This window comes from Serratia montpellierensis (genome assembly GCF_020858655.1).
Classification (GTDB): Bacteria; Pseudomonadota; Gammaproteobacteria; order Enterobacterales; family Enterobacteriaceae; genus Serratia; species Serratia montpellierensis.
This window is the reverse complement of sequence record NZ_VOSN01000011.1, coordinates 1-22,884: the sequence shown is the minus strand read 5'-3', so window position 1 is coordinate 22,884 and position 22,884 is coordinate 1. Positions and strand designations below refer to the sequence as shown.

The following is a 22,884-nucleotide window of genomic DNA, read 5'->3' as shown; positions in this document are numbered from 1 at the left end:
ACGCCGGTTCCTTTGCCACCGGGAGGGCGTTTTTCAGCATGACCGGTGGGTGAGTACGCTGATCAAATCCAGCGCGTCGTCCGCCGCCGCGATTTCGCTTTCGCTGAGCGCCTGTCGTTCGATGAAGCATTCGATAGCTTCCAACAGGGAGAAGACGCTGATTTCATCCCCTATCTTCACGACTTCGCAAACGCCACGCCCGATTGCCAGACAGATGGCTTCATCAAATTCACACGGTTTGCTGTTCATCTTTCCCCCTTACGGCATTTGGGATGATATCGGCCATGCTACCGGTTTTTGCTCGACGGCTGTCTGACGAAAATCCCATTTTTTCGTTGATGCTGACTGGCGCGCGATCGCGTGCATTGGCGAAATTCTGATTTCCTCACGGTGGTCAAATTTCCCTTGTGACCGCCATGGCGGCGCGGTATTGTCGCCAAATGACGACAATACCGCCTCATTGTCCGCATAAAAAATTTATGACGTTATCATCCCTTCATCCCGCTGCCGTGCGGGATTTTTTTATGAGGTTTATCTCAAAGTGCGGATAACCTCGACGCGATCGCTTGCTATGTTCTGGGAATAATCCTAGCTTGAAATAGTCATTTAGGGTTAGCAATCCCTCATGACCTCCTTGTAATACTTGATGCACCAGAACGTCTTCTCCCCCGCTTAGGCGGGGGTTTTTAATGATGTGCATCGGCAAAGGCCGTCAACGTAGAACCGACAGAGTTCGTGACGATAATCACTTCAAGCATCAAGGGACGGGACAATGAAAAATGATTTGGCGGCGGCGATCGCGATTGGCTGTGTGCTGTTGTTCGCACTGGCGGTTGGTTCGCCCCTCTCCATCAGCGCCTCGCTGTAATCTTCCACGGCCCCGTCCGGGGCCGTTCACCCAGTCTGTCGCCGCGTCTGCGGATTTTTGCGCCAATCGCTCGCCGGCGCGATAAAATCAGCCAAATCGCTGTTGATGTATGGCCAACTTTGAGTACTCTGAGTGCTTTGCACACCTCGAGTGCGCCCGTTCTATCTATGCTTTAATCAGGCCCATCACAGGAATCGCCATGCCCGCCCGCCAAATCTCGAGGAGCCCGCTCTGATGCTGGAGATGTTATTACAGTGGTACCGCCGCCGCTTCACCGATCCGCAGGCTATCGCGCTGCTGGTGATCCTGGTCGCCGGCTTCCTCATTCTCTATTTTCTGCACGGCATTCTGACCCCGTTGCTGGTCGCCATCGTGCTGGCCTATCTGCTGGAGTGGCCGACCGCGCGCCTGCAGCGCATCGGCTGTTCGCGCACCTGGGCGGCGAGCATCATGCTGCTGGTGTTCGCGGGCGTTGCCATGCTGCTGGTGTTCGTCGTCGCGCCAACCGCCTGGCAGCAGGGCATCAATCTGATGAGCGATCTGCCGGGCATGCTCAACCAGTTCTATAACTTTGCCGCGACGCTGCCGAAGCGTTACCCGGCGCTGGTGGATGCCGGCATCATCGACATGATGGCGGAAAACCTGCGCAGCCGGCTGTCCGGCATGGGCGAGTCGGTGGTGAAATTCTCGCTGGCGTCGCTGGTCGGCCTGCTGACGTTGGCTATCTACCTGATTCTGGTGCCGATGATGATGTTCTTCCTGTTGAAGGACAAAGAACAGCTGCTGAACGCGGTGCGCCGCGTGCTGCCGCGCAATCGCGGCCTGGCGGGGCAGGTCTGGAACGAGATGAATCAGCAGATCACCAACTACATTCGCGGCAAGGTGCTGGAGATGGTGATTGTCGGCGTGGCGACCTACCTGGTGTTCGCCGTGCTGGACATGCGCTACTCGCTGCTGCTGGCGGTGCTGGTGGGCTTCTCGGTGTTGATCCCCTACATCGGCGCGGTGCTGGTCACCATTCCGGTGGTGGTGGTGGCGCTGTTCCAGTGGGGCGTCGGCGCCGATTTCTGGACGCTGATCGTCGCCTATCTGGTGGTACAGGGGCTGGACGGCAACCTGCTGGTGCCCATTTTGTTCTCCGAAGCGGTCAACCTGCATCCGCTGGTGATTATCCTGTCGGTGATCGTGTTCGGCGGGATGTGGGGCTTTTGGGGCGTGTTTTTCGCCATACCGCTGGCGACGCTGGTGAAGGCGGTGTTCCATGCCTGGCCGGATGAACTGCGGGTCGAAGTGGAAAACAAGGCCGACTGACAGGGAAGAAACGAAGCGCAGCAGGCCGCTGCGCTTCGTGAGAATTACTGCTGCAGGTAGCTCAGAACGATGTCGTGGTGATTGGTGGTTTTGAAATCATCAAACACTTTTTCAATCTTGCCGTTGGCATCGATCAGGAAACTGATGCGGTGAATGCCGTCGTAGGTCTTGCCCATGAAGGTTTTTTCGCCCCACACGCCAAACTGTTGCGATACCTGATGATCTTCATCAGACAACAGCGTGAAGTTGAGCAGCTCCTTTTCGGCGAAGCGCGACAGTTTTTCCGGTTTGTCGGTGCTGATGCCCAGCACTTCGACGCCGACCTTTTTCAATTCGTCCATGTTGTCCCGCAGGCCGCAGGCTTGCACGGTGCAGCCCGGCGTCATCGCCTTCGGATAGAAATAGACCAATACTCGCTGTCCCTGGAAGTCGGCCAAATTAATTTCCTCACCGTCCTGGTCAGGCAAACTAAATTTCGGCGCTGTGTCACCGGCTTTCAATGGGCTCATCACTACTCTCCATCTTTCTCATCATGCTGTGGATAGTTCACCACGCTAATACTGCCTTGCGCGTTCAATTCTGTACATAGGCGATGGAAGGCTTGCTCAATATTTGAGGCGTCCCGATCGCCGGAGCTGTGGGCGGTGATTTGGATATACAGCTGCGGCGGCAGATCGCCATCCGCCGGCTGCGTGCGTGAGACCAGTTCGGCGATATTCATCTGGCTGGAGTCGAACAGATCGGTAAAGCGTTCGATGATGTGCGGCGAGTCCTTCACTTCCACCTGCACCCACACCGTGGCCGGCATCGGCGGCCTTTCGTGCGAGTTTGTGCGCTTCATCACGATCAGCAGATCCAGCTCCGCGCCTTTTTGCGGCAGGGTGGATTCGATCAGGGTGATGGCGTTCCAGCTGCCGGACAGCAGCATGATGAACGTGAACTCCTCTCCCAGCATGGCCAGACGGCTATCTTCGATATTGCATCCGCAACTGCTGACGTGGCGGGTGATGGTATTGACGATTCCGGGGCGGTCGGCGCCGAGCGCGGTAATCACGAGATAGTGTTCGTCTGACTGAGGCAAAATAGCGCTTCCTGTCGTGCTTAATGGGGTTACCATGGTAAACATAAAAAAAACCGCCTGCCAAGCGCTTACAACGCGGTTGTGCGCTTGCTTTTGGATAGGCAGCAAAAGTACCATGAGTGACTTGTTTGTGGAGGGGACGGCCAATGTTTACGGGAAGTATTGTTGCACTGGTTACGCCGATGGACGACAAAGGTGCTGTCGATCGCGCGAGCCTAAAAAAATTGATCGATTATCATGTAGCCAGTGGCACCGCGGCGATCGTTTCCGTAGGGACCACCGGCGAGTCCGCAACGCTTGCCCATGACGAGCACGTTGACGTGGTGCTGCAGACGCTGGAGTTGGCCGACGGCCGCATCCCGGTGATCGCCGGCACCGGCGCCAACGCCACCGCCGAAGCCATCGCGCTCACCACCCGCTTCGCCAATACCGGCGTAGTGGGCTGCCTGACGGTGACGCCGTACTACAATAAGCCGACGCAGGAAGGGCTGTACCAGCACTTCAAGGCGATCGCCGAGAGCACCGAGCTGCCGCAGATCCTGTATAACGTGCCTTCGCGCACCGGCTGCGACATGCTGCCGCCGACCATCGCTCGGCTGGCGAAAATCAAGAATATTGTTGCTGTAAAAGAAGCGACGGGGAACTTAAGTCGCGTTAGTCAGATCCAAGTGCTGGTTGACGATGAAGACTTCATTTTGCTGAGCGGCGACGACGCCAGCGGGCTGGACTTCATGCAACTGGGCGGCAAAGGGGTGATTTCCGTGACGGCCAACGTGGCCGCGCGCGAGATGGCGGAACTTTGCGCGCTGGCGGCGCAGGGCAAGTTTGCCGAAGCGCGCCGCTTAAATCAGCGCTTGATGCCGTTGCATCAGGATCTATTTGTAGAAGCAAACCCAATTCCGGTGAAGTGGGCCTGTAAGGCGTTGGGATTGATGGCAACCGATACGCTGCGTCTGCCGATGACGCCGTTGAGCGAAGCCGCCCGCCCGGTGGTGGAGCGCGCGCTGAAAAGCGTCGGTTTGCTGTAACTCTAAGGGAAATTTGATGGCTTATTCATTGCAAAAGTCGACGGTAGCAAAAGTAGTGGGCATCTCTTTGGTGATGATGCTGGCAGCCTGCAGCAGCGATCAGCGCTACAAGCGCCAGGTCAGCGGCGACGAGGCTTACCTCGACGCCGCTCCGCTCAAGGCGCTGAACGCGCCGTCCGGCATGATCCTGCCGGTGCAGAGCGGCAACTATGACGTTCCCGCCACGACGCTGCAAGGCAACGTCGGCAAGCAGCTGGACATTCGTCCGCCGGTGCAGCCGTTGGCGCTGCTGAGCGGTTCACGCGCGCAATACGCCGGCGACAGCGGCACGCTGCTGCTGGAAAACAGCCCGCAGAACCAGAACCTGTGGTCGCGCGTGGTCAGCCTGCTGCAGGCGAAGAACATCGCGATCGCTTCCCGCCAGGACGCCGGTCAGACCCTGACCACCGACTGGGTGAAGTGGAACCGTCTGGACGAAGACAACCAGTACGAAGGCCGTTATCAGATCAGCGTGCAGCAACAGGGCTACCAGCAGGCGCTGGTGGTGAAAAGCGTTGGCCTGCAGCAGCAGGGCAAGACCGAGCAGGTGACCGACCAGTCTGAGATTCAGCGCTACAACGGCATGATGATCAACACCCTGATTGAAGGCCTGGACAAGCAGGACAACCTGGCGAGCAGCCAGACCGCCAGCCGCTTCGGCGCGCTGGACGTGCAGAGCGGCGCCGATGACACCGGCCTGCCGATGCTGGTGGTGCGCGGCCCGTACACCGTGGTGTGGGATCGCCTGCCGCCGGCGCTCGAAAAACTGGGGATGAAAGTGGGTGACCGCAGCCGTCCGCAGGGCACCGTCGCCGTGACCTACAAGTCCCTGAGCAGCAGCGATTGGGATGCATTGGGCGTCAAGGACCCTGAACTGGCAGAAGGGGATTACAAGCTGCAGGTCGGCGATCTCAACAACCGCACCAGCCTGCAATTTATCGATCCGAAAGGCAAACCGCTCACCCAGTCGAAAAACGACGCACTGGTGGCGGCATTCCAGTCTGCCTTCAGTAAAACCAGCGTTAAATAATCAAAAAGGGGCCTCGGCCCCTTTTTGTTTTGTCTATACGGTATCGTTTGCGTCGAAGGTTTGGCACAATAGTGTCCGGCACGCCAAAGAATTCATTAGGTCAATTCTATACCCCCTAATTTCGGGCCGCGCTCGGGAGACAACGGGGATACATCACTGGAGTAAGTAAGATGCAAAAGCTAGCTGAGCTGTATCGCGGAAAGGCAAAAACCGTTTACACCACCGAGAATCCCGATCTGTTGGTGTTGGAGTTCCGCAACGATACGTCAGCACTGGATGGTCAGCGCATTGGAGCAGTTCGATCGCAAAGGCATGGTGAACAACAAGTTCAACCATTTCATCATGAGCAAACTGGAAGAAGCCGGCATCCCGACCCAGATGGAGCGTCTGCTGTCCGACAACGAAGTGCTGGTGAAGAAACTGGACATGGTGCCGGTGGAGTGCGTGATCCGCAACCGCGCCGCCGGTTCGCTGGTGAAGCGTCTGGGTATCGAAGAAGGCCTGGTGCTGAACCCGCCGCTGTTCGATCTGTTCCTGAAAAACGACGCCATGCACGATCCGATGGTGAACGAATCCTACTGCGAAACCTTTGGCTGGGTGAGCAAAGCACATCTGGCACGCATGCGCGAGCTGAGCTACCGCGCCAACGACGTGTTGACCCAGCTGTTCGACGACGCCGGCCTGATCCTGGTGGACTTCAAACTGGAGTTCGGCCTGTTCAACGGCGAAGTGGTGCTGGGCGATGAGTTCTCGCCGGACGGCAGCCGCCTGTGGGACAAAAACACCCTGGACAAGATGGACAAAGACCGTTTCCGTCAAAGCCTGGGCGGCCTGATCGAAGCCTATGAAGAAGTGGCGCGCCGCATCGGCGTGAAGCTCGACTAAGCGTTGGCACCGCCATTCGGGGCGATCCGGCCGGATCGTCCCGCTATTCTGCGTTTTTCCAGAAAATTTCTACATTTCCTCCGCGGCAGACCATTTATAATGATGGATGCGAGATGACTAAAACCTATCCCACTCAGGCTTGAAGCTGCCTTTGCGCTTACGATCGCGGCGCAACTTCAACGAGCAGGGGAAATATCTGGAGTATATTTATGCGTTGGCAAGGGCGTCGGGAAAGTGACAATGTTGAGGATCGTCGCGGGCAATCTTCAGGTTTGGGCGGCGGTGGCGGCGGCTTTCGCGTGCCGCGTGGCAAGGGCGGCATTGTCATTCTGGTGGTGGTGCTGGTGGCCGGCTATTACGGTATCGATCTGTCGCCGCTGCTGAACGGCGGTAACGTCGCACCGCAGGGTCAACAGCAGAGCGCCAACATCAGCCCGAAAGACGATGAGCTGGCCAAATTCACCTCTGTGGTACTGGCCTCAACCGAGGATAACTGGAAAGAGATTTTCCAGCGCATGGGCAAAACCTATCAACCGCCGAAGCTGGTGATGTATCGCGGCGTGACGCGCACCAGCTGCGGCACCGGCCAGGCGGCGATGGGGCCGTTCTACTGCCCGGGTGACAGAACGGTATATATCGATCTGTCTTTCTATCAGGACATGAAAACCAAGCTGGGCGCCGGCGGTGATTTCGCCCAGGCCTATGTGGTGGCGCACGAAGTCGGCCATCACGTGCAGAACCTGCTGGGCATCGAGCCGAAGGTACGCCAGATGCAACAGGGTGCCAGCCAGGCGGAAGTGAACCGCCTGTCGGTGAAAATGGAGCTGCAGGCGGACTGCTTCGCCGGCGTGTGGGGCAAATACGCCGAGAAGCAGCAGATGCTGGAAGAGGGCGATCTGCAGGCGGCGCTGAACGCCGCGCAGGCGATTGGCGACGATCGGTTGCAGCAGCAGAGCCAGGGCCGCGTCGTGCCGGACAGCTTCACCCACGGTACCTCGCAGCAGCGCTACACCTGGTTTAAACAGGGCTTCGACAGCGGCGATCCCAATACCTGCAACACCTTCGCATCCCGTTAACGCCTCAAGTGCCGGAGCCTGACTCCGGCATTTTTTTCGGATTGAGATACAGCCTTATGTTACAGGCAGCGCAACAACTCATGCGACGGCAGGGCATTCGGCGTTTGCTGGTGCTCAGCGGTGAGCCCGACTGGTGCCGCGAACAGGCGCAGCGGCTGGCGGCGACGCTGCCGGGCGACTGGCCGTGGGTGGGGGAAAACCCGCCGCCCGGCCTGACGGCGTTGGCGAGCGGCGCAGTGCGCCAATTGCTGGGGCAGGAACGGCTGCACGCGGTGTTCGACGCCGGTCAGTCGCTGGACGTGGAGGCGTTGGCGGCGCTGTGCGGCGCATTGCGCGCCGGCAGTTGGCTGCTGTTGCTGACACCGCCCTGGCGGCAATGGCCGCAGCAGCCGGACGGCGACAGCCTGCGCTGGAGCGATTGCCCGCAGCCGATTACCACCCCGCATTTCATCCACCATCTGCAGCATCATTTGGCCGACGACCGAGAAGTGACGATCTGGCGGCAGGATGAACCCCTGACGCTGGCCGCGCTGCCGGCGCGTGAGGGATGGCAGCCGCCGGATGGCCGGCCGACCGAGGAACAACAGGCGATCTTGACGACGCTGCTGCAGGCCGAATCCGGCGTGTGGGTGTTGACCGCCGCCCGCGGCCGCGGCAAATCGACGCTGGCCGGCATGCTGGTGGCGCAGTCGCCGCTGACCTGTTGGATAACCGGGCCGAGCCGCGCCGCCACTGAGGTGGCCGGGGAATGGGCACAGGGGCGCGCGCAGTTCTGGGCGCCCGATGCCCTGCTGGCGCAGTGCCGGGAGGGGGACGTCAGCGCCGTGGGGTGGCTGCTGGTGGATGAGGCGGCGGCGATCCCCGCGCCGCTGTTGCAGCAGCTGATCGGTTATTTTCCTCGCGTGCTGTTGACCACCACGGTGCAGGGGTATGAGGGCACCGGCCGCGGTTTTCTGCTGAAGTTTTGCGCCGGGCTGCCTTCCTATCAGGCGTTGAGCCTGCAACAGCCGATGCGTTGGGCGCAGGGGGACGCGCTGGAACGGATAACGGACAATGCGCTGTTGTTCAATGAGCTGCCCGCCTGGCCGGCGGATGGCCTGGCGATCGATTACAGTCAGGCGGAGCAGCGTGAACTGTGCGCCGACCCGCAGCGGCTGGCGCGTTTCTATGCTCTGCTGAGCAGCGCGCATTATCGCACCTCGCCGCTGGATTTGCGCAGGCTGATGGATGCGCCCGGCATGCATTTCGGGCTGGCGCAGGCCGGGCAGGAGGTGGTCGGCGCCGTGTGGCTGGTGGACGAAGGCGGGTTGAGCGCCGAGTTGGCGCACGACGTGTGGGCCGGTCGCCGTCGGCCGCGCGGCAACCTGGTGGCGCAGTCGTTGGCGGCGCATGGCGGCCAATGGTGGGCGCCGACGCTGCGATCACGGCGCATTACCCGCATCGCGACGCTGCCGGCGTTACGGCGGCAGGGTATCGCGCGTCAGCTGGTCGAGCGGCAACGCCGTCAGGCGCAGGGGCTGGATTTTCTGTCGGTCAGCTTCGGCTATACCGAGCCGCTGTGGCGCTTTTGGCAATCCTGCGGTTTCGAGCTGGTGCGCATCGGCAGCAAGCCGGAGGCCAGCAGCGGCTGCTATACCGCGATGGCTATCTTACCCCTGAGCGAGCAAGGAGAGGCGCTGCGGCACGCGGCGCACAAGCATCTGGCGCGCGACTGGCCCTGGCTGCGGCAGCGCATCGAGCTCGCTCTGGCGATCCCGGGCGACGACGGCGACACGTCGCTCGGCGAAGAGGACTGGCGTGAGCTGGCCGGGTTCGCTTTCGCCCATCGGCCGCTGGAGGCCAGCCTGGGGGCACTGCAGCGTTTGTTGTTGGCCAGCAATCTGCCGCTGCCCGCGCTGCGCGGCCATCTGCAACGGCGGCAATCCCCGGCGGTCTGCGCGGAGCAGGCGGGCGTCAGCGGCCAGAAAGCCTTGCTGCGGCATTGGCGACACGAAGCGGCGCAGGCGCTGGAACAGTTGAATGCGCAGCACTGCCGCTACTGGCGCGACTGGGCGCAGTCGTTGCAATAAATTGAATAACTCGCTCAATAAAACCCGATTTTCCCGATTTCTCAATGGCGTATAGTCACTGTCAGCGGTGTGGCGGCGAGCGTCGCCGCACCAGGTTTGGTTACTATTAAGGAGTCATCGATGAAACATGAGCATTTCGTTGTCCAAAGCCCGGCGACCCCGGCGGCGCAGCTGATCTTGCTGTTTCACGGTGTCGGCGACAACCCGGTGGCGATGGGAGAGATCGGCAGTTACTTCGCCAAAGACTTTCCTCAGGCCCAGGTGGTGAGCATCGGTGGCCCTGAAGCGTTTGGCAACGGCGCCGGGCGCCAGTGGTTTTCGGTGCAGGACGTGACCGAAGAGAACCGTATGGCCCGCATCGCAGACGTGATGCCGCAGTTTCTGGCGGTGGTGCGTCATTGGCAGCAGCTGAGCGGCGTAGGCTATGCCGGCACTGCCCTGGTGGGATTCTCGCAGGGAGCGATCATGGCGCTGGAGGCGTTAAAAGCGGAAACCCGGCTGGCCGGGCGTGTGGTCGCGTTCAGCGGGCGTTTCGCCCAGCTGCCTGAGCAGGCTTTCGGCGACAGCGTGGTGCATTTGATCCACGGTGAAGAGGACGCGGTGATCGCGGTGCAACATGCTCACGCGGCGGCGGAAGCGCTACGGGCCGGCGGCGCCGATTTCACGCTGGACGTGGAGGAAAACGTCGGGCACGCCATCAACCAGGGCATGATGAGCGCCGCGCTGGAAAGGCTGCATTATTATGTGCCGCAGCGCTACTGGGATGAGGCGTTGTCCGGCAAGCGCGGCGAGATGATCGCCTTTCGCTAAAAACTCAGGGCGCTGATGAGCGCCCTGATATCATTTCTTTTTCGGCCAGTCGTCTTCGTCATCCCACTGGGCGTTATTGTCGCGGTGCGGCGGTATCTCCGGCTTGTTGGCCAGATAGCTTTTCACGTCAACGCGGCGCAGTTCCTTGATGCCGCTGACGACCATTCCCACCAGAACCAGCAGGATAATCCACCAGTAATCAGCTAACCATTGCATAGCTACTCCTTTCCTTCACTGCGTATAAAACGCGAAAAAATCGATGGCAGATGGCGTTCGAGCCATTCGGCACCGGCGACCTCCTTATCTTGCCAGGCCGCCAGCAACAGCGCCGGGGTCAGCAAATGCTCGGCTTCTTGCGCCAGCGGCCGGTAGCTCAGATGCCACGGCTCTACCGCCACGCCACCGCTGTCTTCGGTAAAGGGGCGATAGAAACCGAACTCGGCCATATGCGCTGTCAGCCACTGGTTAAGCGGCGCAAAGTAACCGCCTTCTTCATATTCCCACGGCTCCAGCTGCAGCTTTTGCCCTTCCGGCAGCAGCGACGGGTCATACACGTCGAGATCGCTGCCCCAGTGATGGCGGCTGGCGCCCGGCAGGGCCGACCAGCGCAGGATCGCTTCACAGCGCTCGGCGGCGGACAGCGGCGCAACGTCTATCGGGCGGCTGTCCTTATCTAATACTGGCCGCTGGCCGCAGAATTTGCCATTCCAGATAGCCAACTGCCGGTCGAAATCGCGGAAGGTGCTGGCGGGCTGGAGATCGAATCCCGCCTCACGCGCCGCCTGCTGCATCGCCAGGAAGGCGTTGACCGCCTGCGGCTGCAGGCGGTGGTTCCCGCTCAGCGGCGCCAGGTGTTCGGTTGAGCGGCCGGTGAGCATCTCTGCGTTGATCATGCGACCAATTGCTCCATGATGCGTTGATACATGCGGCTCAGCAGCTGCAGATCCGCGGCGTTGACACATTCGTTGACCTTGTGGATGGTGGCGTTGACCGGCCCCAGTTCCACCACCTGCGCGCCCATCTGCGCGATGAAGCGGCCGTCGGAGGTGCCGCCGGTGGTCAGCAGCTGCGGCGTCAATTCAGAATAGTGCTCGACGGCGTTGACCACCGCATCCACCAGCGCGCCGCGCGAGGTGAGGAACGGTTGGCCGGACAGTCGCCACTCGATGCTGTAATTCAACTGGTGGCGCTCCAGCAGCTCTTCTACGCGCTGTTTAATCATCGCGTCGGTGAGTTCGGTGCTGAAACGGAAGTTGAACTGGACGTAAAAATCGCCCGGGATCACGTTGTTGCTGCCAGTGCCGGCCTGTACGTTGGCGATCTGCATGCTGGTCGGCGGGAAAAACTCGTTGCCGCGATCCCATTCGATCGCCACCAGTTCATTCAGCGCCGGCATGGCGCGGTGCACCGGGTTGTCCGCTAGGTGCGGATAGGCAACGTGCCCCTGCACGCCGTGAATGTGCAGGTTGGCGGTGATGGAGCCGCGTCGGCCGTTTTTCACCACGTCGCCGACGCGCTCGGTGCTGGACGGCTCGCCGACCAGGCAGTAATCCAGGCGCTCGTTGCGCGCCATCAGCGTTTCGACCACTTTAACCGTGCCGTGGGTGGCGCTGGCCTCTTCGTCGGAGGTGATCAGAAAAGCCAGGCGGCCCTGGTGATTCGGGTTGGCGGCGACAAAGCGTTCTGCGGCCACCACCATTGCGGCCAACGAGCCTTTCATGTCTGCCGCACCGCGGCCATACAGCATGCCGTCGCGGATCGCCGGTTCAAACGGCGGGTTATCCCAACGCTTTTCATCGCCGGTCGGCACCACGTCGGTATGCCCGGCAAACGCCAGGGTTTGCCCTTCGCCGCGCCAGGCCCAGAAGTTTTGGGTGTCTTCGAAGTCCATCGCCTCGACGGTGAAACCGATCGCCTGCAGGCGATCGATCATCAGCTGCTGGCAACCTTCGTCATTTGGGCTGAGGGAAGGGCGTTTAATCAGCTGCTGGGCCAGTTCGATAACCGGGCAAGTCATACGGCAACCTCGGCGATAAATTGCTGGTAAGCGTCGGCGTTGAAACCGAGCAGGGCGTGGCCGTTGCCGTCGTCCAGCAGCGGGCGTTTGATGATCGCCGGCTGCGCCAGCATCAGCGCGATGGCGGCATCGGCGTTATCGCAGGCGTTGCGTTGCGCTTCATCCAACTTGCGCCAGGTGGTGCCGCGAGTATTGAGCAGCGGTTCCCAACCCAGTTGCGCGACGAAACCGCGCAGCTGCTGTTCGGTCAGGCCGTCGGCGCGGTAGTCGTGAAAATGATAGGCCACGCCCTGATCTTCCAGCCAGCGGCGGGCTTTTTTGATGGTGTCGCAGTTTTTGATGCCGTACATCGTCAGCGTTGTCTGTTGCGGTTTGTTTGCCATGGCGTAAAGCTACCTGTCTCGTCGAGTCGATACTGAGCGGCGGGCGCGCTCTTTGGCCCTCTCGCCGCCCGGCGATAGCAGAGATAATGCCAGTAAAGCGGCGGCGAGATCCAGACAACGATGCGGGTGAGGTGCGATTGGGTGCCTGGGAGAGGGGAGGCAACGTGGCGGAGCCGCTGCCTTCGCCGGCGGTGCTCTCGAAGAGATACCGGCGAATGCGTCCAGCCGCAAATGCGGATCTGAAGAAGAGGACGTTACTCTTTATTTATTCTTATGTTTAAACGATCGGTTAAACAGCGCACGCGGGTAATGTGCAATAGCGGTTTTATCCGGCTGGCGCCGAGTTTTTTCATTATTCGTGACTTGTAATGATTGGCGGTTTTATTTCTGATATTCATGGCGCTGCTGATGTCGGCCAGCGATTTTCCCGTCGACCATTCCGAAAGGAAAAGCGACTCGCGCTGGGACAGTTGCGGCGGCTCGGTATAGTGGCTGTAACGTTTATATAAGTCGCCGATCAGGTGGCTAAAACGACTCAATGATATAAGGTTTGATAATATAATGGTCTTTCTGTCAACAATCACCATTTCATGCGGGCAGTCGGTGATAATGACTATTTTGTAGGTGTTGGGGTTGGCATATTCATCGCGGTAACGTGCTTCAAAATTGGCGATGGTGACATCGATAAAGCAGACTCTTTTGCGGCTAAAGCCGGCCGGTGCGCGTTTTTCCGCCCAAGTTTGCTTAATGAGTTGTCGGATGCCGACGGTGGTATAGGCACACTCGCTGAAAATATCAATTTCCATTTTATTATAGTCCTTTACTTTCTATTTCCCGGTGAGGAGCGATATCTTAAAACATAAAAAAAGAAATAATATAAATAATTTCATGTTGAACTTATCTTGCACCGCAAACGAATGAGCGTTATCTGGGCGCGAGCTTTGCAGGGAGGGCTACATACTAGCATGATTTATAAAGAGTAAATCTTTTTTTCAACCGAATTTTTAAGTAAGGCAAGATTTATAGAATAGACATCTTCTATTAATACCCCGGCGATTGAAAGGAATTAACATAGATGCAGGCTATCAAAATTATAAAAACGATCGTTTTTGACGATCATTTGATGGCAATGATTTTAATTTAACGAATTAATAACTAAGATTTTTCTTGGATTTATCACGATGCGTGGCTTTACTTTAATCGTCAGTAAAGTCGGCGCTGAGGTCGTGCAAAAATTAACGTAGAAATTGAGGTAAAGATAATTCTAAACAAAGAAAACGCGATGTTTTAAGCTGTGGTCAGAGTGCGTTCGTGGGTGATTCATACGGAGAGTTAGCGTGAAAGAATGTCATATCGAAATTTCCGAACGGATAACGCAGGAAATAACCTCCTGTATCGCGGACGGGTTGGACCGTTTTAACGATGAATATATCGGCTACGGCGATCGCCGGCCGCTGGCAGTGGTGGTAAAGGAACCCGATAGCGGGAAAGTTCTGGGGGGAATTACCGGGCGCTCATCATTAGGCCTGCTGTTTCTCGATCTCTTTTATCTGCCGGAAGCACTGCGCGGCGCGGGGCTGGGCAGCGAACTGTTGCGCCGTTTCGAACAGGAAGGCCGCCGGCGCGGTTGCCTTTCCGCCGTGTTGTACACCATCAGCTTTCAGGCGCCGGACTTTTATCAACGGCATGGCTGGCAACGCATGGGTGAAGTGCCTTGCTTGCCGCCGGGAACCAGCCGCATCTTTATGAGCAAAACCTTGTGATGCGCGTTTAACGCACGTAGCCTCCCTGTTGCAGGCGCTGCAGGGCTGCGCCGTCCGCATACACCATGCCGGTGGTCAAATCGTGAAAGCCGTATTTTTTATAAAAGGCCAGTTTTTCCGGCACCGAATAGATGAAAATCTTGCCGAGCGGCGCCAGATCTTGCATTACCTTATCCATCAGCCGGCGCCCCAACCCCTGTCCCTGAAAGCGCGGATCGATCGCCACGTCAGCCAGGTAGGCTACCGAGGTCAGATCGCTAATGGCGTGCGCGGTGGCGATCAGCTCGTCGCCGATAAATCCCCAGTAGCAAAACTGGCTGTGTTGGTAAACGCGCCGCAAGGTGTGCGGATCGCGCTTACCCAGCCCGGCGGCCTCCAGCAATTCGCACAGCCGCTGCCAGTCGATGGCGCGGCGGTTCAGGTCGGTGACAATTTCCATTGTTTTCCTCTAACCAATAAGATTGAGATCGGCGGCATAGTGCCGAATGGCGCGCTGATAGCCGCGGATGTCGGGGTCTGACGAGGTGTCCGCCAACAGCAACAACAGATCGGCCACGGCCCGTTTATTTTCACCCAGGTTGTACAGCGCCATGGCGCGAAACAGCATCAGCTCGTTGGCCTGCGGGAACTCGGTCAGGCCGTCGTCGAAAGCCCGCAGCGAAGCCGGGTATTCTCCCAAGGCGCGGTAGGTGCTGCCGAGGCCCAGCCAGGCCTCGCGGCGCTGGGCGGGCGGCAAATCGCGGGCCAGCGCCGCGAGGTAAATGGCCTGTTGCTCCAGACCCTGTACGTCATACAGACAGGCCAGCTGAAAGTGCAGCATCGCTGCTTCCGGCTCTGTCGCCAGCTGCCGTAGCGCCAGTGCAGTGGCTTCCTGATAGCGGCCCTGCGTTTTCAGCTGTGAAAGAGACAAAGAGGTGGGCATGATCGGCGCTCCATTGGCGTATTTTTATACCTTTTACACGCTATCGTGGAGAAATTGATATCACAAGGGAATAGCTGCACTGAGTATTGATCAGATAAATACGAAAATGTGCGCTAGCCCCGGTTTCCGGGCCCGGCATCGTTCCCGTTTTCCTTCACATGGTCAAAAAACAGGCGTAGAATCCGCTTCGTCAAATAATTGAGGTTGTAAAGTATTATGGTTGATCGTGAATTAGGAAACTGGAAAGACTTCATTGATGAGATGTTGGGCAACTGACACAGCGTTGAAGCAGATGGCAAGGTTGAGTCATTGGAACGTCACTGAAACACCTTGGGAACGAAAATTATCGTTCAGAAAAAGCAGCATCGGCTACCCGACGCTGCTTTTTTTATCCCCTGCGATTCAGTCCCCGGCGCCCGTCGTATTGCCTGCCGGATGCGCTTTACCCGGGAAACGGCGGCGCACCAGCACGAAGAACAGCGGCACGAAGAAAATGGCCAGCAGGGTGGCGGAGATCATGCCGCCCATGACCCCGGTGCCGACCGCATGCTGACTGCCGGAACCGGCGCCGCTGCTGGTGGCCATCGGCAGCACGCCGAAGATAAACGCCAACGAGGTCATCAGGATCGGCCGCAGACGCATGCGTGAGGCGTCGAGCGTCGCGGACATCAGATCCTGCCCTTTATGGTTCAGCTCATTGGCGAACTCGACGATCAGAATGGCGTTTTTCGCCGACAGCCCAATGATGGTCAACAGGCCGACCTGGAAATAAACGTCGTTCTCCAGCCCGCGCAGCCAGGTGGCGGCGACCGCGCCGATCACCCCCAGCGGCACCACCAGCATCACCGAGAACGGAATCGACCAGCTCTCATACAGCGCCGCCAGGCACAGGAACACCACCAGCAGCGAGATGGCGTACAGCGCCGGCGCTTGCGAACCGGACAGCCGTTCCTGATAGGACATCGCGGTCCATTCCAGGCCAAAGCCGGTCGGCAATTGGCTGACCAGCTTCTCCATTTCCGCCATGGCGGTGCCGGTGCTGACGCCGTTGGCCGCCTCGCCGACGATCTCCAGCGCCGAGCTGCCGTTATAGCGCTCCAGCCGCGGTGAGCCGTATTCCCAGTGCGAGGTGGCGAAGGCCGAGAACGGCACCATGCCGCCTGCGCTGTTGCGTACATACCATTTGTTGATGTCATCCGGCAGCATGCGGAACGGCGCTGCGGCCTGCACGTAGACTTTTTTCACCCGGCCGCGGTCGACGAAATCATTGACGTAGGTCGAGCCCCAGGCGGTAGAGAGGGTATTGTTGATGTCGTCGATCGACACGCCCAGCGCCTGAGCCTTGCGCTGATCGATATCGATTTGCAGCTGTGGGCTGTCGTCCAGGCCGTTGTGGCGTACGCGCGACAGCAGCGGGTTTTGCCCGGCCAGCTGCAGCAGTTGATCGCGCGCTGCCATCAGTTTGGCGTGGCCGAGCCCGGCGTGGTCTTCCAACTCCATATCGAAGCCGGAGGAGTTGCCGAGGCCGGTGATCGCCGGCGGGCTGCTGGCGATCACCCGCGCTTCGTTAATCTTGTTGAACGCCAGGGTGGCGCGATCGATGATGTCGAACGAACTGTTGGCGCCCGAGGTGCGCAGATCCCAGTCTTTCAATCGCACGAACAGACGCGCCACGTTTTGGCCGTTGCCGCCCGGGCCGGAGCCGATGATGGCGAACACCGACACCACATCCTGTTTCTCTTCGGTGAGGAAGTACTGCTCAACCTTTTCCACCACTTTAGAGGTTTGCTGCAGGGTCGAGCCCGCCGGCAGCTGCACCTGAACGGTGAAGATACCGCGGTCTTCCTGCGGCAGGAACGAGGTCGGCAGCTTGATGAACAGCAGCGCCATGCCGCCGAGCAACAGCAAATAAATCACCATGTAGCGGCCGCTGGCGTGCAGGATCCGCCCCACGCCGCGCTCATAGCGTTCGGCGTTGCGGTTGAACATGCGGTTGAACCAGCCGAAGAAGCCGCGCTTGCCGTGATGGTGCCCCTTGGCGATCGGTTTGAGCAGCGTGGCGCACAGAGCCGGGGTCAGGATCATCGCCACCAGCACCGACAGCACCATGGCGGAGACGATGGTGATGGAGAACTGGCGATAGATGGCGCCGGTGGTGCCGCCGAAGAACGCCATCGGCACGAACACCGCCGACAGCACCAGCGCGATGCCGACCAGCGCGCTCTGGATTTGCCCCATGGATTTGCGCGTGGCTTCACGCGGCGGCAGGCCTTCCTCGCTCATCACGCGTTCGACGTTTTCCACCACCACGATGGCGTCGTCCACCAGCAGGCCGATCGCCAGCACCATGGCGAACATGGTGAGGGTGTTGATGCTGAAGCCGCAGGCGGAAAGGATGGCGAAGGTGCCCATCAGCACCACCGGCACGGCGATGGTGGGGATCAGCGTGGCGCGGAAATTCTGCAGGAACAGGTACATCACCAGGAACACCAGCAGGATGGCTTCCAGCAGCGTTTTCACCACGTCCTTGATCGAGGCTTTGACGAACGGGGTGGTTTCATAGGCCACTTTGGCCTCCAGCCCGTGCGGGAAGTACTGCGACAGCTCGGCGATCTTGTCCTTCACCAACTGGTCGGTCTGCAGCTCGTTGGCGCCGGAGGCCAACTTGATATTCATGCCCGCGGCCTGCATGCCGTTGTAGCGGCTGAGGTAGTTGTAGTTCTCGCCGCCCAGTTCGACGGTGGCGACGTTGCCCAGCGTCACCAGCGAGCCGTCCTGATTGACCCGCAGGGTGATCTGGCGGAACTGTTCCGGCGTCTGGAGCTGCGACTGGGCGTTAATGGTGGCGTTCAGCGCTTGCTTGTCGACCGACGGCGTGCCGCCCAGCTGGCCGACCGCCACCTGGGCGTTCTGCGACTGAATGGCCTTGACCACGTCCTGGGTCGTGAGCTGGTAGCTGTTGAGCTTGTTGGGATCGAGCCAGATGCGCATGGCGTATTGCGAGCCGTACACGTCCATGCTGCCGACGCCGTTGATGCGGCTGAGCGGATCCTGCAGGTTGGAGACGATGTAATCGGCGATGTCCTGCTTGTCCATGCTGTTGTCGGTGGAGACGAACGCCACCATCATCAGCGTGGTGTCGCCGGATTTCGACACCGTGACCCCCTGATTCTGCACCGCCTGCGGCAGTCGTTTGATCGCCGCCTGCAGCTGGTTTTGCACCTGCTGCATCGCCTCGTTGGGATCGGTGCCGGCTTCGAACGTCAGCGTGACGGTGGCCTGGCCGGTATTGGTGCTCTGCGACGACATATACATCATGTTGTCGAGGCCGGTCATATTCTGTTCAATGATTTGGGTAACGGTGTTTTCCAGCGTTTGCGCCGAAGCACCTGGGTAAGTTGCGCTGATGCGCACGTTCGGCGGCGCCAAATTCGGGTATTGTTCTACCGGTAGGGAAGAAATCGCCAACGCCCCGGTCAGGCAAAGAATAATTGCCAGCACCCAGGCGAAAATCGGGCGATCAATAAAAAAATTGGCCATGCAGCGCGAACCTCGTTATGACTTGTTCTATCTTTAAAACGCATCAGAATTATGCATTTCAGCGGCAGGGAAGGATTCCGGCGCTATTGCACTTTACTCGGGATAGCCGAGGAAAGCGTGGAGAAAAAAAGGAGATAGTGTAAATAACGGTAGCGGAAAACGGCGTGGCTGCACTGGCGTCGGTAATTGTACGCTATTAAGACATTTTTATTACTATCAAAGGCCTTGCGCATCTCTTCGCCGCAGGGAACCGGAAAGTAAAAACTGGACTTACCTTACAGCAGGAGCTTGGCATGGGAATTAACCCGGTATTTGCCCGTCGGCTTTATTTGTGCTGGCTGATCAGCCACAGTGAGCGGCCCAATGTGCCGCGGTTGATGGCGCTGACCGGCTGGCCGCGCCGCACGTTGCAGGATGTGCTGAAAGCGCTGCCCGGCATGGGGGTCGAGCTGCAGTTCGTGCAGCAGGGCGTGCGCAACAACGACGGTTTTTATCAGTTGGAAAGCTGGGGGCCGTTCAACAAGAGCTGGGTGCACCAGCATCATCAGGCGCTGCTCAGCGCCATCGAGTAAGCTGCCCCGGCGCATCGGCCGGGGCGGGGCGATCATTGACTTTTGTGCTCCAGGTACATCACCGTCGCCGCCACGCGCGAACGCACGTCCAGCTTGCGCAGTATGTTACGGATGTGCACCTTCACGGTTTCTTCAGAGATATGCAACTGCGCCGCCACCTGCTTGTTGGACAGGCCGCGCGCCACCTCTTGCAAGACGTCCAATTCGCGTTCGGTCAAGGCGGCGAAGGGATCGCGTTGCTCGCCGCGCGCCAGCAAATAGTCGGCTATGGCGTCGCTTATCACGTTCTGCCCTTCGGCGGCGGCGCTGATGTGTTCCAGCAGCTGTTCCGGTTCGCTGTCTTTCAGCAGGTAGCCGTCGGCGCCGGCGTCGATCAGCGCATACAGATCGCTGCGGGCGTCGGAAACCGTCAGCACGATGATGCGCGCGTCCACGCCCTCGTCGCGCAGAGCCCGCAGCGTATCCAGCCCGGACATGCCCTTCATGTTCAGATCCAACAAGATCACGTCCGGCGTGTGCTGCAGTGCCAGCGCAACCGCCTCACTGCCGTTGCCGGCCTCTGCCACCACGCCAAATCGCGCATCCAGTCCCAGCAGTTGTTTGATGCCGCGCCGCATCAACGGATGATCGTCAACGATCATGACTCGGTATTGCTTCATCACCATGAAATATGCTCCCTGTAGCAAGTAAAGCCACTCAAACGCGCCCTGGGGCGTGCTTCACAGTGGGACTGTCTCTTCAAAAATAGCGGCAATCTTCGCCGCAAACCTCCCCGGGCGGCCTTCTGCCCGGCGGCAGCCGTAACGCAAAGTGAACAGCCGCGAGGTCAGGGCGGGAATGTCAGGCCGACCGCCGTGCCGCCGCCGCTTCTGCGCCGAATGTGCAGCGTTCCTCCCAATCGCGCCGCGCGTTCGCTCATGATGGTCAAACCGTAGTGCCCTTCCGGTTCCTCCAGACTGGCGATGCCGCAACCGTCATCGATAATGCTGAATACGTTGTCGCCTGCGGCGTTGACTTCGCAACACAGGATTATTTCGTTCGCCCCGGCGTGCTTGACGGCATTGAGCACCGCCTCGCGCACGATCTGCAGCGCGTGCACCTGCTGCTGGGCATTGAGCGCCTGCGAGGGCAGCCGACAGTGTAACTGAATCCGCGCGGTGGTTAGCGCCTTTAATGGCTGCAACAGCTGCTCCAGCGCGGCGTTCAGGTCCGCCTCCTGAATATTGAGACGGAAGGTGGCCAGTAATTCCCTCAGTTGGCGATAGGCATCGGCCAGCGTGCGATCGAAATCGTCGATAATCGCCTGCGCCGCCGGGGCATCGGTGGCGCGCCTGAGCAGCGTAAGCTGAATGCGCAGGAATGACAGCGTCTGCGCCAGCGAATCGTGCAGCTCGCGGGCGATGGTCGCGCGCTCCTCCATCAACAGCAAATATTGGTGCTGCTTTTGCGCCCGGTTGAAGTAGACGCCGCGGCCCAACATGTTGGCCAGGCTCTGCATCAGATGAGGATGCGGCGGGTGTGCCTCGGGCTGCCAACGCAGCTCGCCCAGCGGTTTGTCGCTCTGGGTGATCGGCAGCGTGTTCCAAGCCTGCGTCGGCGCCGCTTCCCCTTCGCTTAGTTGCCACTGGCCGTGGTCGTCCGCCACGTTCAGCCGAATGCAGCGCAGCCGTTCGCTTTGGCGCACGATGCGCAGCACATTTTCGAACGCCTGCTGATCGATCTGGCGCTCGCTCAGCGCCTGCGAACAGCGATAAAGCACTTCCAGCGTTTCGTTGGCCTGCTGCAGGCGCTGGGTCTTCTCCTGCACTTTCAGCTCCAGCGACTGATAGAGCCGGGCCAGCTCGTCCGACATGGCGCTGAAGGTTTGCGACAGCACGCCGAGCTCGTTCGGCAGCGCCACGTCCAGCTGCGGGTGGCGAAAATCACGCTGTTGCACGCGCTGGCTGGCGTCGACCAGATGCTGCAGCGGCGTGACCACTTGGCGGCGCATAAAACGAATGCAAAACAGCACCAGACCGATGATGGCGGCGTAACCGAGCACGCTGACGGCGGCCACCAGGGTGAGTTTCAACTCGGAATAGCGCTGCAGGGCGGAAACGAAATGATCGACGCGGTTGACGTAACCGGCGACCTCCGCCCGGTAGGCGGCCGCCTGCCCGTCGCGGATCTGCCGCTCCATCGTTTGCCATGCCCGTTGCAGCGCCAGATAGTGATTCCGCACCTCGGCCGGTACGTAAAACCGCGCCAGGTTTTGCAGCGCCGGCGCCTGTAAAGAGTGCCGGTACTGCTGCAGGTGCAGCTCCAGCTCCGGGCTCTGCTGGTCGAGATCGAAAGCCAGCCGGTAGCTTTGCATGCGCAGCGAACCGGCGATATTGATCGCTTCGGCGTCGCTCTGGCTGCCGGCGACGGTGGTCAACGCCAGCCCGGTGGCGAGCACCGACAGTATCACGATGCCGAACAGCGCTCTAGCCAGGCTGCCGGTCACGGAACGTTTAACAAGCAATCACGGATCCTTCTCTCAGGTGAGGCGCTTCGCCAGTTTCATTCGAAAGCAAAACTATAACTTTTGCAACTAAAATGCACCGCGATTTGTATCAAGTTGTCAACAAAACGGGAACAATTGTCGTCGTGTAATCAAATGAATAGCGAAACGCTCGTCGATTTTCAGCGGCGGGCCGGTTTCCTCTGACGATTTGTCTTTGGGTGGCGAATCGCACTGGGTTTTATGCAATGTCATGCGCCTGAGCGCGACTTATTTTTCATTATTTTAAGCAATATTAAGTCCCGGCTTGTCCGGCTGGGAGCGATGATGTTTTGTTGCAAATCGTCTGCCGCAGCGCGGCGTAATCGCGGTATGATCTTCAGGTTGTAACTCAAGGGAAAAGGGTCATGTCGTCGAAAATTGAGAATGTGAAGAAAGAGCTGCTGTCGAACAACTGGTATGTGCTGCACAAGTACACGTTCGATCTGAAACGCAAAAACGGCGGTTCGGTGCAACAGGTGCGCGAGGTCTACGATCGCGGCAACGGCGCCACCATTTTGCTGTACAACCGCGCCAAGGGCACGGTGGTGCTGACCAATCAGTTCCGTATGCCGACCTATGTCAACGGCAACGAAAGCGGCATGCTGCTCGAGGCCTGCGCCGGCCTGCTGGACGCCGATTCCCCGGAGCAGTGCGCGCGCCGCGAAGCGGTGGAAGAGACCGGTTTTCAGGTGAGCGAGGTCAAGAAAATCTTCGAAGCCTACATGTCGCCGGGCGGCGTGACCGAGATCGTGCACTTCTTTATCGCCGAATACCATGACGATGAGCGGCGCGCGGCCGGCGGCGGCATTGAAGATGAAGATATCGAAGTGATCGAACTGCCGTTCAGTGAAGCGGTGGCGATGATCGCCGACGGCCGCATTAAAGACGGCAAGACCATCATGCTGCTGCAATATTTGCAGATTCATCGGGTGATGGCATAAAAAAAGCCGGTCACGATGACCGGCT

23 protein-coding genes and 1 pseudogene are annotated in these 22,884 nt (G+C 59.2%); 11 read left to right on the top strand and 13 right to left on the bottom strand.

Annotation, left to right across the window (positions count from 1 at the left end; genetic code table 11):
- Positions 1-33: 33 nt before the first annotated feature.
- Positions 34-249, bottom strand: coding sequence for a hypothetical protein (locus tag FUU19_RS11455; protein ID WP_033644007.1), 216 nt, complete (start codon positions 247-249; stop codon positions 34-36).
- A gap of 853 nt (positions 250-1,102) precedes the next feature.
- Here FUU19_RS11455 and FUU19_RS11450 point away from each other — a divergent pair.
- Positions 1,103-2,179 (top strand): AI-2E family transporter, encoded by a 1,077-nt coding sequence (locus FUU19_RS11450; RefSeq protein ID WP_230490594.1) that lies wholly within the window; start codon positions 1,103-1,105, stop codon positions 2,177-2,179.
- A gap of 44 nt (positions 2,180-2,223) precedes the next feature.
- Here FUU19_RS11450 and bcp read toward each other — a convergent pair whose 3' ends face one another.
- A complete protein-coding gene (bcp, locus tag FUU19_RS11445) occupies positions 2,224-2,688 on the bottom strand; it encodes a thioredoxin-dependent thiol peroxidase (protein ID WP_025303830.1) in 465 nt (154 codons plus the stop codon).
- Between the two features lie 2 nt (positions 2,689-2,690).
- Complete coding sequence (locus FUU19_RS11440) at positions 2,691-3,296, bottom strand: glycine cleavage system transcriptional repressor (protein WP_369783268.1); 606 nt, start codon at positions 3,294-3,296, stop codon at positions 2,691-2,693.
- A gap of 110 nt (positions 3,297-3,406) precedes the next feature.
- On the opposite strand from FUU19_RS11440, the gene dapA reads away from it, so the two are divergent.
- The 6 genes and pseudogenes from dapA (at position 3,407) to ypfH (ending at position 10,197) form a co-directional block, all read left to right on the top strand.
- Entirely contained in the window at positions 3,407-4,288 is an 882-nt protein-coding gene (gene dapA / locus FUU19_RS11435) for a 4-hydroxy-tetrahydrodipicolinate synthase (protein WP_004941701.1), read from the top strand.
- A 16-nt stretch (positions 4,289-4,304) separates the two neighbouring features.
- On the top strand, positions 4,305-5,357 hold the full coding sequence (bamC, locus tag FUU19_RS11430) for an outer membrane protein assembly factor BamC (protein WP_033644004.1): 1,053 nt from the start codon (positions 4,305-4,307) through the stop codon (positions 5,355-5,357).
- Positions 5,358-5,527: 170 nt separating this feature from the next.
- Positions 5,528-6,242, top strand: a pseudogene (purC, locus tag FUU19_RS11425) (phosphoribosylaminoimidazolesuccinocarboxamide synthase).
- A 209-nt stretch (positions 6,243-6,451) separates the two neighbouring features.
- Positions 6,452-7,318: a KPN_02809 family neutral zinc metallopeptidase gene (ypfJ, locus tag FUU19_RS11420; protein WP_043140420.1), complete on the top strand. Its 867-nt coding sequence runs from the start codon at positions 6,452-6,454 to the stop codon at positions 7,316-7,318.
- 56 nt (positions 7,319-7,374) lie between these two features.
- Positions 7,375-9,387: a tRNA(Met) cytidine acetyltransferase TmcA gene (locus FUU19_RS11415; protein ID WP_197834494.1), complete on the top strand. Its 2,013-nt coding sequence runs from the start codon at positions 7,375-7,377 to the stop codon at positions 9,385-9,387.
- A 120-nt stretch (positions 9,388-9,507) separates the two neighbouring features.
- Entirely contained in the window at positions 9,508-10,197 is a 690-nt protein-coding gene (gene ypfH, locus FUU19_RS11410) for an esterase (RefSeq protein WP_197834493.1), read from the top strand.
- Positions 10,198-10,227: 30 nt separating this feature from the next.
- Here the strand turns inward: ypfH and FUU19_RS11405 are convergent, their stop codons facing one another.
- The 5 genes from FUU19_RS11405 to FUU19_RS11385 all read right to left on the bottom strand — a co-directional run bounded on the left by FUU19_RS11405 (position 10,228) and on the right by FUU19_RS11385 (position 13,403).
- Entirely contained in the window at positions 10,228-10,413 is a 186-nt protein-coding gene (locus FUU19_RS11405) for a YpfN family protein (RefSeq protein WP_004941720.1), read from the bottom strand.
- 2 nt (positions 10,414-10,415) lie between these two features.
- Positions 10,416-11,090, bottom strand: coding sequence for a M15 family metallopeptidase (locus tag FUU19_RS11400; protein WP_048234517.1), 675 nt, complete (start codon positions 11,088-11,090; stop codon positions 10,416-10,418).
- Positions 11,087-12,214: a succinyl-diaminopimelate desuccinylase gene (gene dapE, locus FUU19_RS11395; protein ID WP_141967355.1), complete on the bottom strand. Its 1,128-nt coding sequence runs from the start codon at positions 12,212-12,214 to the stop codon at positions 11,087-11,089. The genes FUU19_RS11400 and dapE overlap by 4 nt, the downstream gene beginning before the upstream one ends.
- The gene (locus FUU19_RS11390) at positions 12,211-12,597 is read right to left on the bottom strand and encodes an ArsC family reductase (RefSeq protein ID WP_141967357.1); all 387 of its coding nucleotides are present in this window, start codon (positions 12,595-12,597) and stop codon (positions 12,211-12,213) included. The genes dapE and FUU19_RS11390 overlap by 4 nt, the downstream gene beginning before the upstream one ends.
- Before the next feature lie 254 nt (positions 12,598-12,851).
- Positions 12,852-13,403 carry a helix-turn-helix transcriptional regulator gene (locus FUU19_RS11385; RefSeq protein ID WP_038873648.1) on the bottom strand — a complete coding sequence of 184 codons (552 nt, stop codon included), beginning with the start codon at positions 13,401-13,403 and terminating at the stop codon, positions 12,852-12,854.
- A 531-nt stretch (positions 13,404-13,934) separates the two neighbouring features.
- Between FUU19_RS11385 and FUU19_RS11380 the strand changes: the two genes are divergently transcribed.
- Entirely contained in the window at positions 13,935-14,360 is a 426-nt protein-coding gene (locus tag FUU19_RS11380; protein WP_141967359.1) for a GNAT family N-acetyltransferase, read from the top strand.
- A gap of 7 nt (positions 14,361-14,367) precedes the next feature.
- On the opposite strand, the gene FUU19_RS11375 is transcribed toward FUU19_RS11380, so the two are convergent.
- Both FUU19_RS11375 and FUU19_RS11370 read right to left on the bottom strand, forming a co-directional pair.
- Positions 14,368-14,799 carry a GNAT family N-acetyltransferase gene (locus FUU19_RS11375; protein ID WP_141967361.1) on the bottom strand — a complete coding sequence of 144 codons (432 nt, stop codon included), beginning with the start codon at positions 14,797-14,799 and terminating at the stop codon, positions 14,368-14,370.
- Between the two features lie 9 nt (positions 14,800-14,808).
- Entirely contained in the window at positions 14,809-15,282 is a 474-nt protein-coding gene (locus FUU19_RS11370; RefSeq protein WP_230490595.1) for a tetratricopeptide repeat protein, read from the bottom strand.
- Between the two features lie 216 nt (positions 15,283-15,498).
- Here FUU19_RS11370 and ypfM point away from each other — a divergent pair, with 216 nt between their 5' ends.
- Entirely contained in the window at positions 15,499-15,558 is a 60-nt protein-coding gene (gene ypfM, locus FUU19_RS24680; protein ID WP_100396732.1) for a protein YpfM, read from the top strand.
- Positions 15,559-15,684: 126 nt separating this feature from the next.
- Here ypfM and acrD read toward each other — a convergent pair whose 3' ends face one another.
- On the bottom strand, positions 15,685-18,822 hold the full coding sequence (acrD, locus tag FUU19_RS11365) for a multidrug efflux RND transporter permease AcrD (RefSeq protein ID WP_197834490.1): 3,138 nt from the start codon (positions 18,820-18,822) through the stop codon (positions 15,685-15,687).
- A gap of 293 nt (positions 18,823-19,115) precedes the next feature.
- On the opposite strand from acrD, the gene FUU19_RS11360 reads away from it, so the two are divergent.
- Positions 19,116-19,394, top strand: a complete 279-nt coding sequence (locus FUU19_RS11360; RefSeq protein WP_004941750.1) for a winged helix-turn-helix domain-containing protein — start codon at positions 19,116-19,118, stop codon at positions 19,392-19,394.
- A gap of 32 nt (positions 19,395-19,426) precedes the next feature.
- On the opposite strand, the gene FUU19_RS11355 is transcribed toward FUU19_RS11360, so the two are convergent.
- Both FUU19_RS11355 and narQ read right to left on the bottom strand, forming a co-directional pair.
- The gene (locus FUU19_RS11355) at positions 19,427-20,059 is read right to left on the bottom strand and encodes a response regulator (protein WP_141967367.1); all 633 of its coding nucleotides are present in this window, start codon (positions 20,057-20,059) and stop codon (positions 19,427-19,429) included.
- Between the two features lie 161 nt (positions 20,060-20,220).
- On the bottom strand, positions 20,221-21,897 hold the full coding sequence (narQ, locus tag FUU19_RS11350; protein ID WP_230490597.1) for a nitrate/nitrite two-component system sensor histidine kinase NarQ: 1,677 nt from the start codon (positions 21,895-21,897) through the stop codon (positions 20,221-20,223).
- Between the two features lie 386 nt (positions 21,898-22,283).
- Here narQ and nudK point away from each other — a divergent pair, with 386 nt between their 5' ends.
- On the top strand, positions 22,284-22,859 hold the full coding sequence (gene nudK / locus FUU19_RS11345) for a GDP-mannose pyrophosphatase NudK (protein ID WP_197834488.1): 576 nt from the start codon (positions 22,284-22,286) through the stop codon (positions 22,857-22,859).
- The last annotated feature ends 25 nt before the right edge of the window (positions 22,860-22,884 follow it).

Coding starts and splice junctions, on each gene's coding strand:
- dapE (WP_141967355.1), bottom strand. CDS start 12,214: ATGACTTGCCCGGTTATCGAACTGGCCCAGCAGCTGATTAAACGCCCT.
- nudK (WP_197834488.1), top strand. CDS start 22,284: ATGTCGTCGAAAATTGAGAATGTGAAGAAAGAGCTGCTGTCGAACAAC.
- acrD (WP_197834490.1), bottom strand. CDS start 18,822: ATGGCCAATTTTTTTATTGATCGCCCGATTTTCGCCTGGGTGCTGGCA.
- FUU19_RS11390 (WP_141967357.1), bottom strand. CDS start 12,597: ATGGCAAACAAACCGCAACAGACAACGCTGACGATGTACGGCATCAAA.
- dapA (WP_004941701.1), top strand. CDS start 3,407: ATGTTTACGGGAAGTATTGTTGCACTGGTTACGCCGATGGACGACAAA.
- FUU19_RS11375 (WP_141967361.1), bottom strand. CDS start 14,799: ATGGAAATTGTCACCGACCTGAACCGCCGCGCCATCGACTGGCAGCGG.
- ypfH (WP_197834493.1), top strand. CDS start 9,508: ATGAAACATGAGCATTTCGTTGTCCAAAGCCCGGCGACCCCGGCGGCG.
- FUU19_RS11385 (WP_038873648.1), bottom strand. CDS start 13,403: ATGGAAATTGATATTTTCAGCGAGTGTGCCTATACCACCGTCGGCATC.
- FUU19_RS11405 (WP_004941720.1), bottom strand. CDS start 10,413: ATGCAATGGTTAGCTGATTACTGGTGGATTATCCTGCTGGTTCTGGTG.
- FUU19_RS11415 (WP_197834494.1), top strand. CDS start 7,375: ATGTTACAGGCAGCGCAACAACTCATGCGACGGCAGGGCATTCGGCGT.
- FUU19_RS11355 (WP_141967367.1), bottom strand. CDS start 20,059: ATGGTGATGAAGCAATACCGAGTCATGATCGTTGACGATCATCCGTTG.
- bcp (WP_025303830.1), bottom strand. CDS start 2,688: ATGAGCCCATTGAAAGCCGGTGACACAGCGCCGAAATTTAGTTTGCCT.
- FUU19_RS11400 (WP_048234517.1), bottom strand. CDS start 11,090: ATGATCAACGCAGAGATGCTCACCGGCCGCTCAACCGAACACCTGGCG.
- ypfJ (WP_043140420.1), top strand. CDS start 6,452: ATGCGTTGGCAAGGGCGTCGGGAAAGTGACAATGTTGAGGATCGTCGC.
- FUU19_RS11360 (WP_004941750.1), top strand. CDS start 19,116: ATGGGAATTAACCCGGTATTTGCCCGTCGGCTTTATTTGTGCTGGCTG.
- FUU19_RS11450 (WP_230490594.1), top strand. CDS start 1,103: ATGCTGGAGATGTTATTACAGTGGTACCGCCGCCGCTTCACCGATCCG.
- FUU19_RS11370 (WP_230490595.1), bottom strand. CDS start 15,282: ATGCCCACCTCTTTGTCTCTTTCACAGCTGAAAACGCAGGGCCGCTAT.
- bamC (WP_033644004.1), top strand. CDS start 4,305: ATGGCTTATTCATTGCAAAAGTCGACGGTAGCAAAAGTAGTGGGCATC.
- FUU19_RS11440 (WP_369783268.1), bottom strand. CDS start 3,296: ATGGTAACCCCATTAAGCACGACAGGAAGCGCTATTTTGCCTCAGTCA.
- FUU19_RS11455 (WP_033644007.1), bottom strand. CDS start 249: ATGAACAGCAAACCGTGTGAATTTGATGAAGCCATCTGTCTGGCAATC.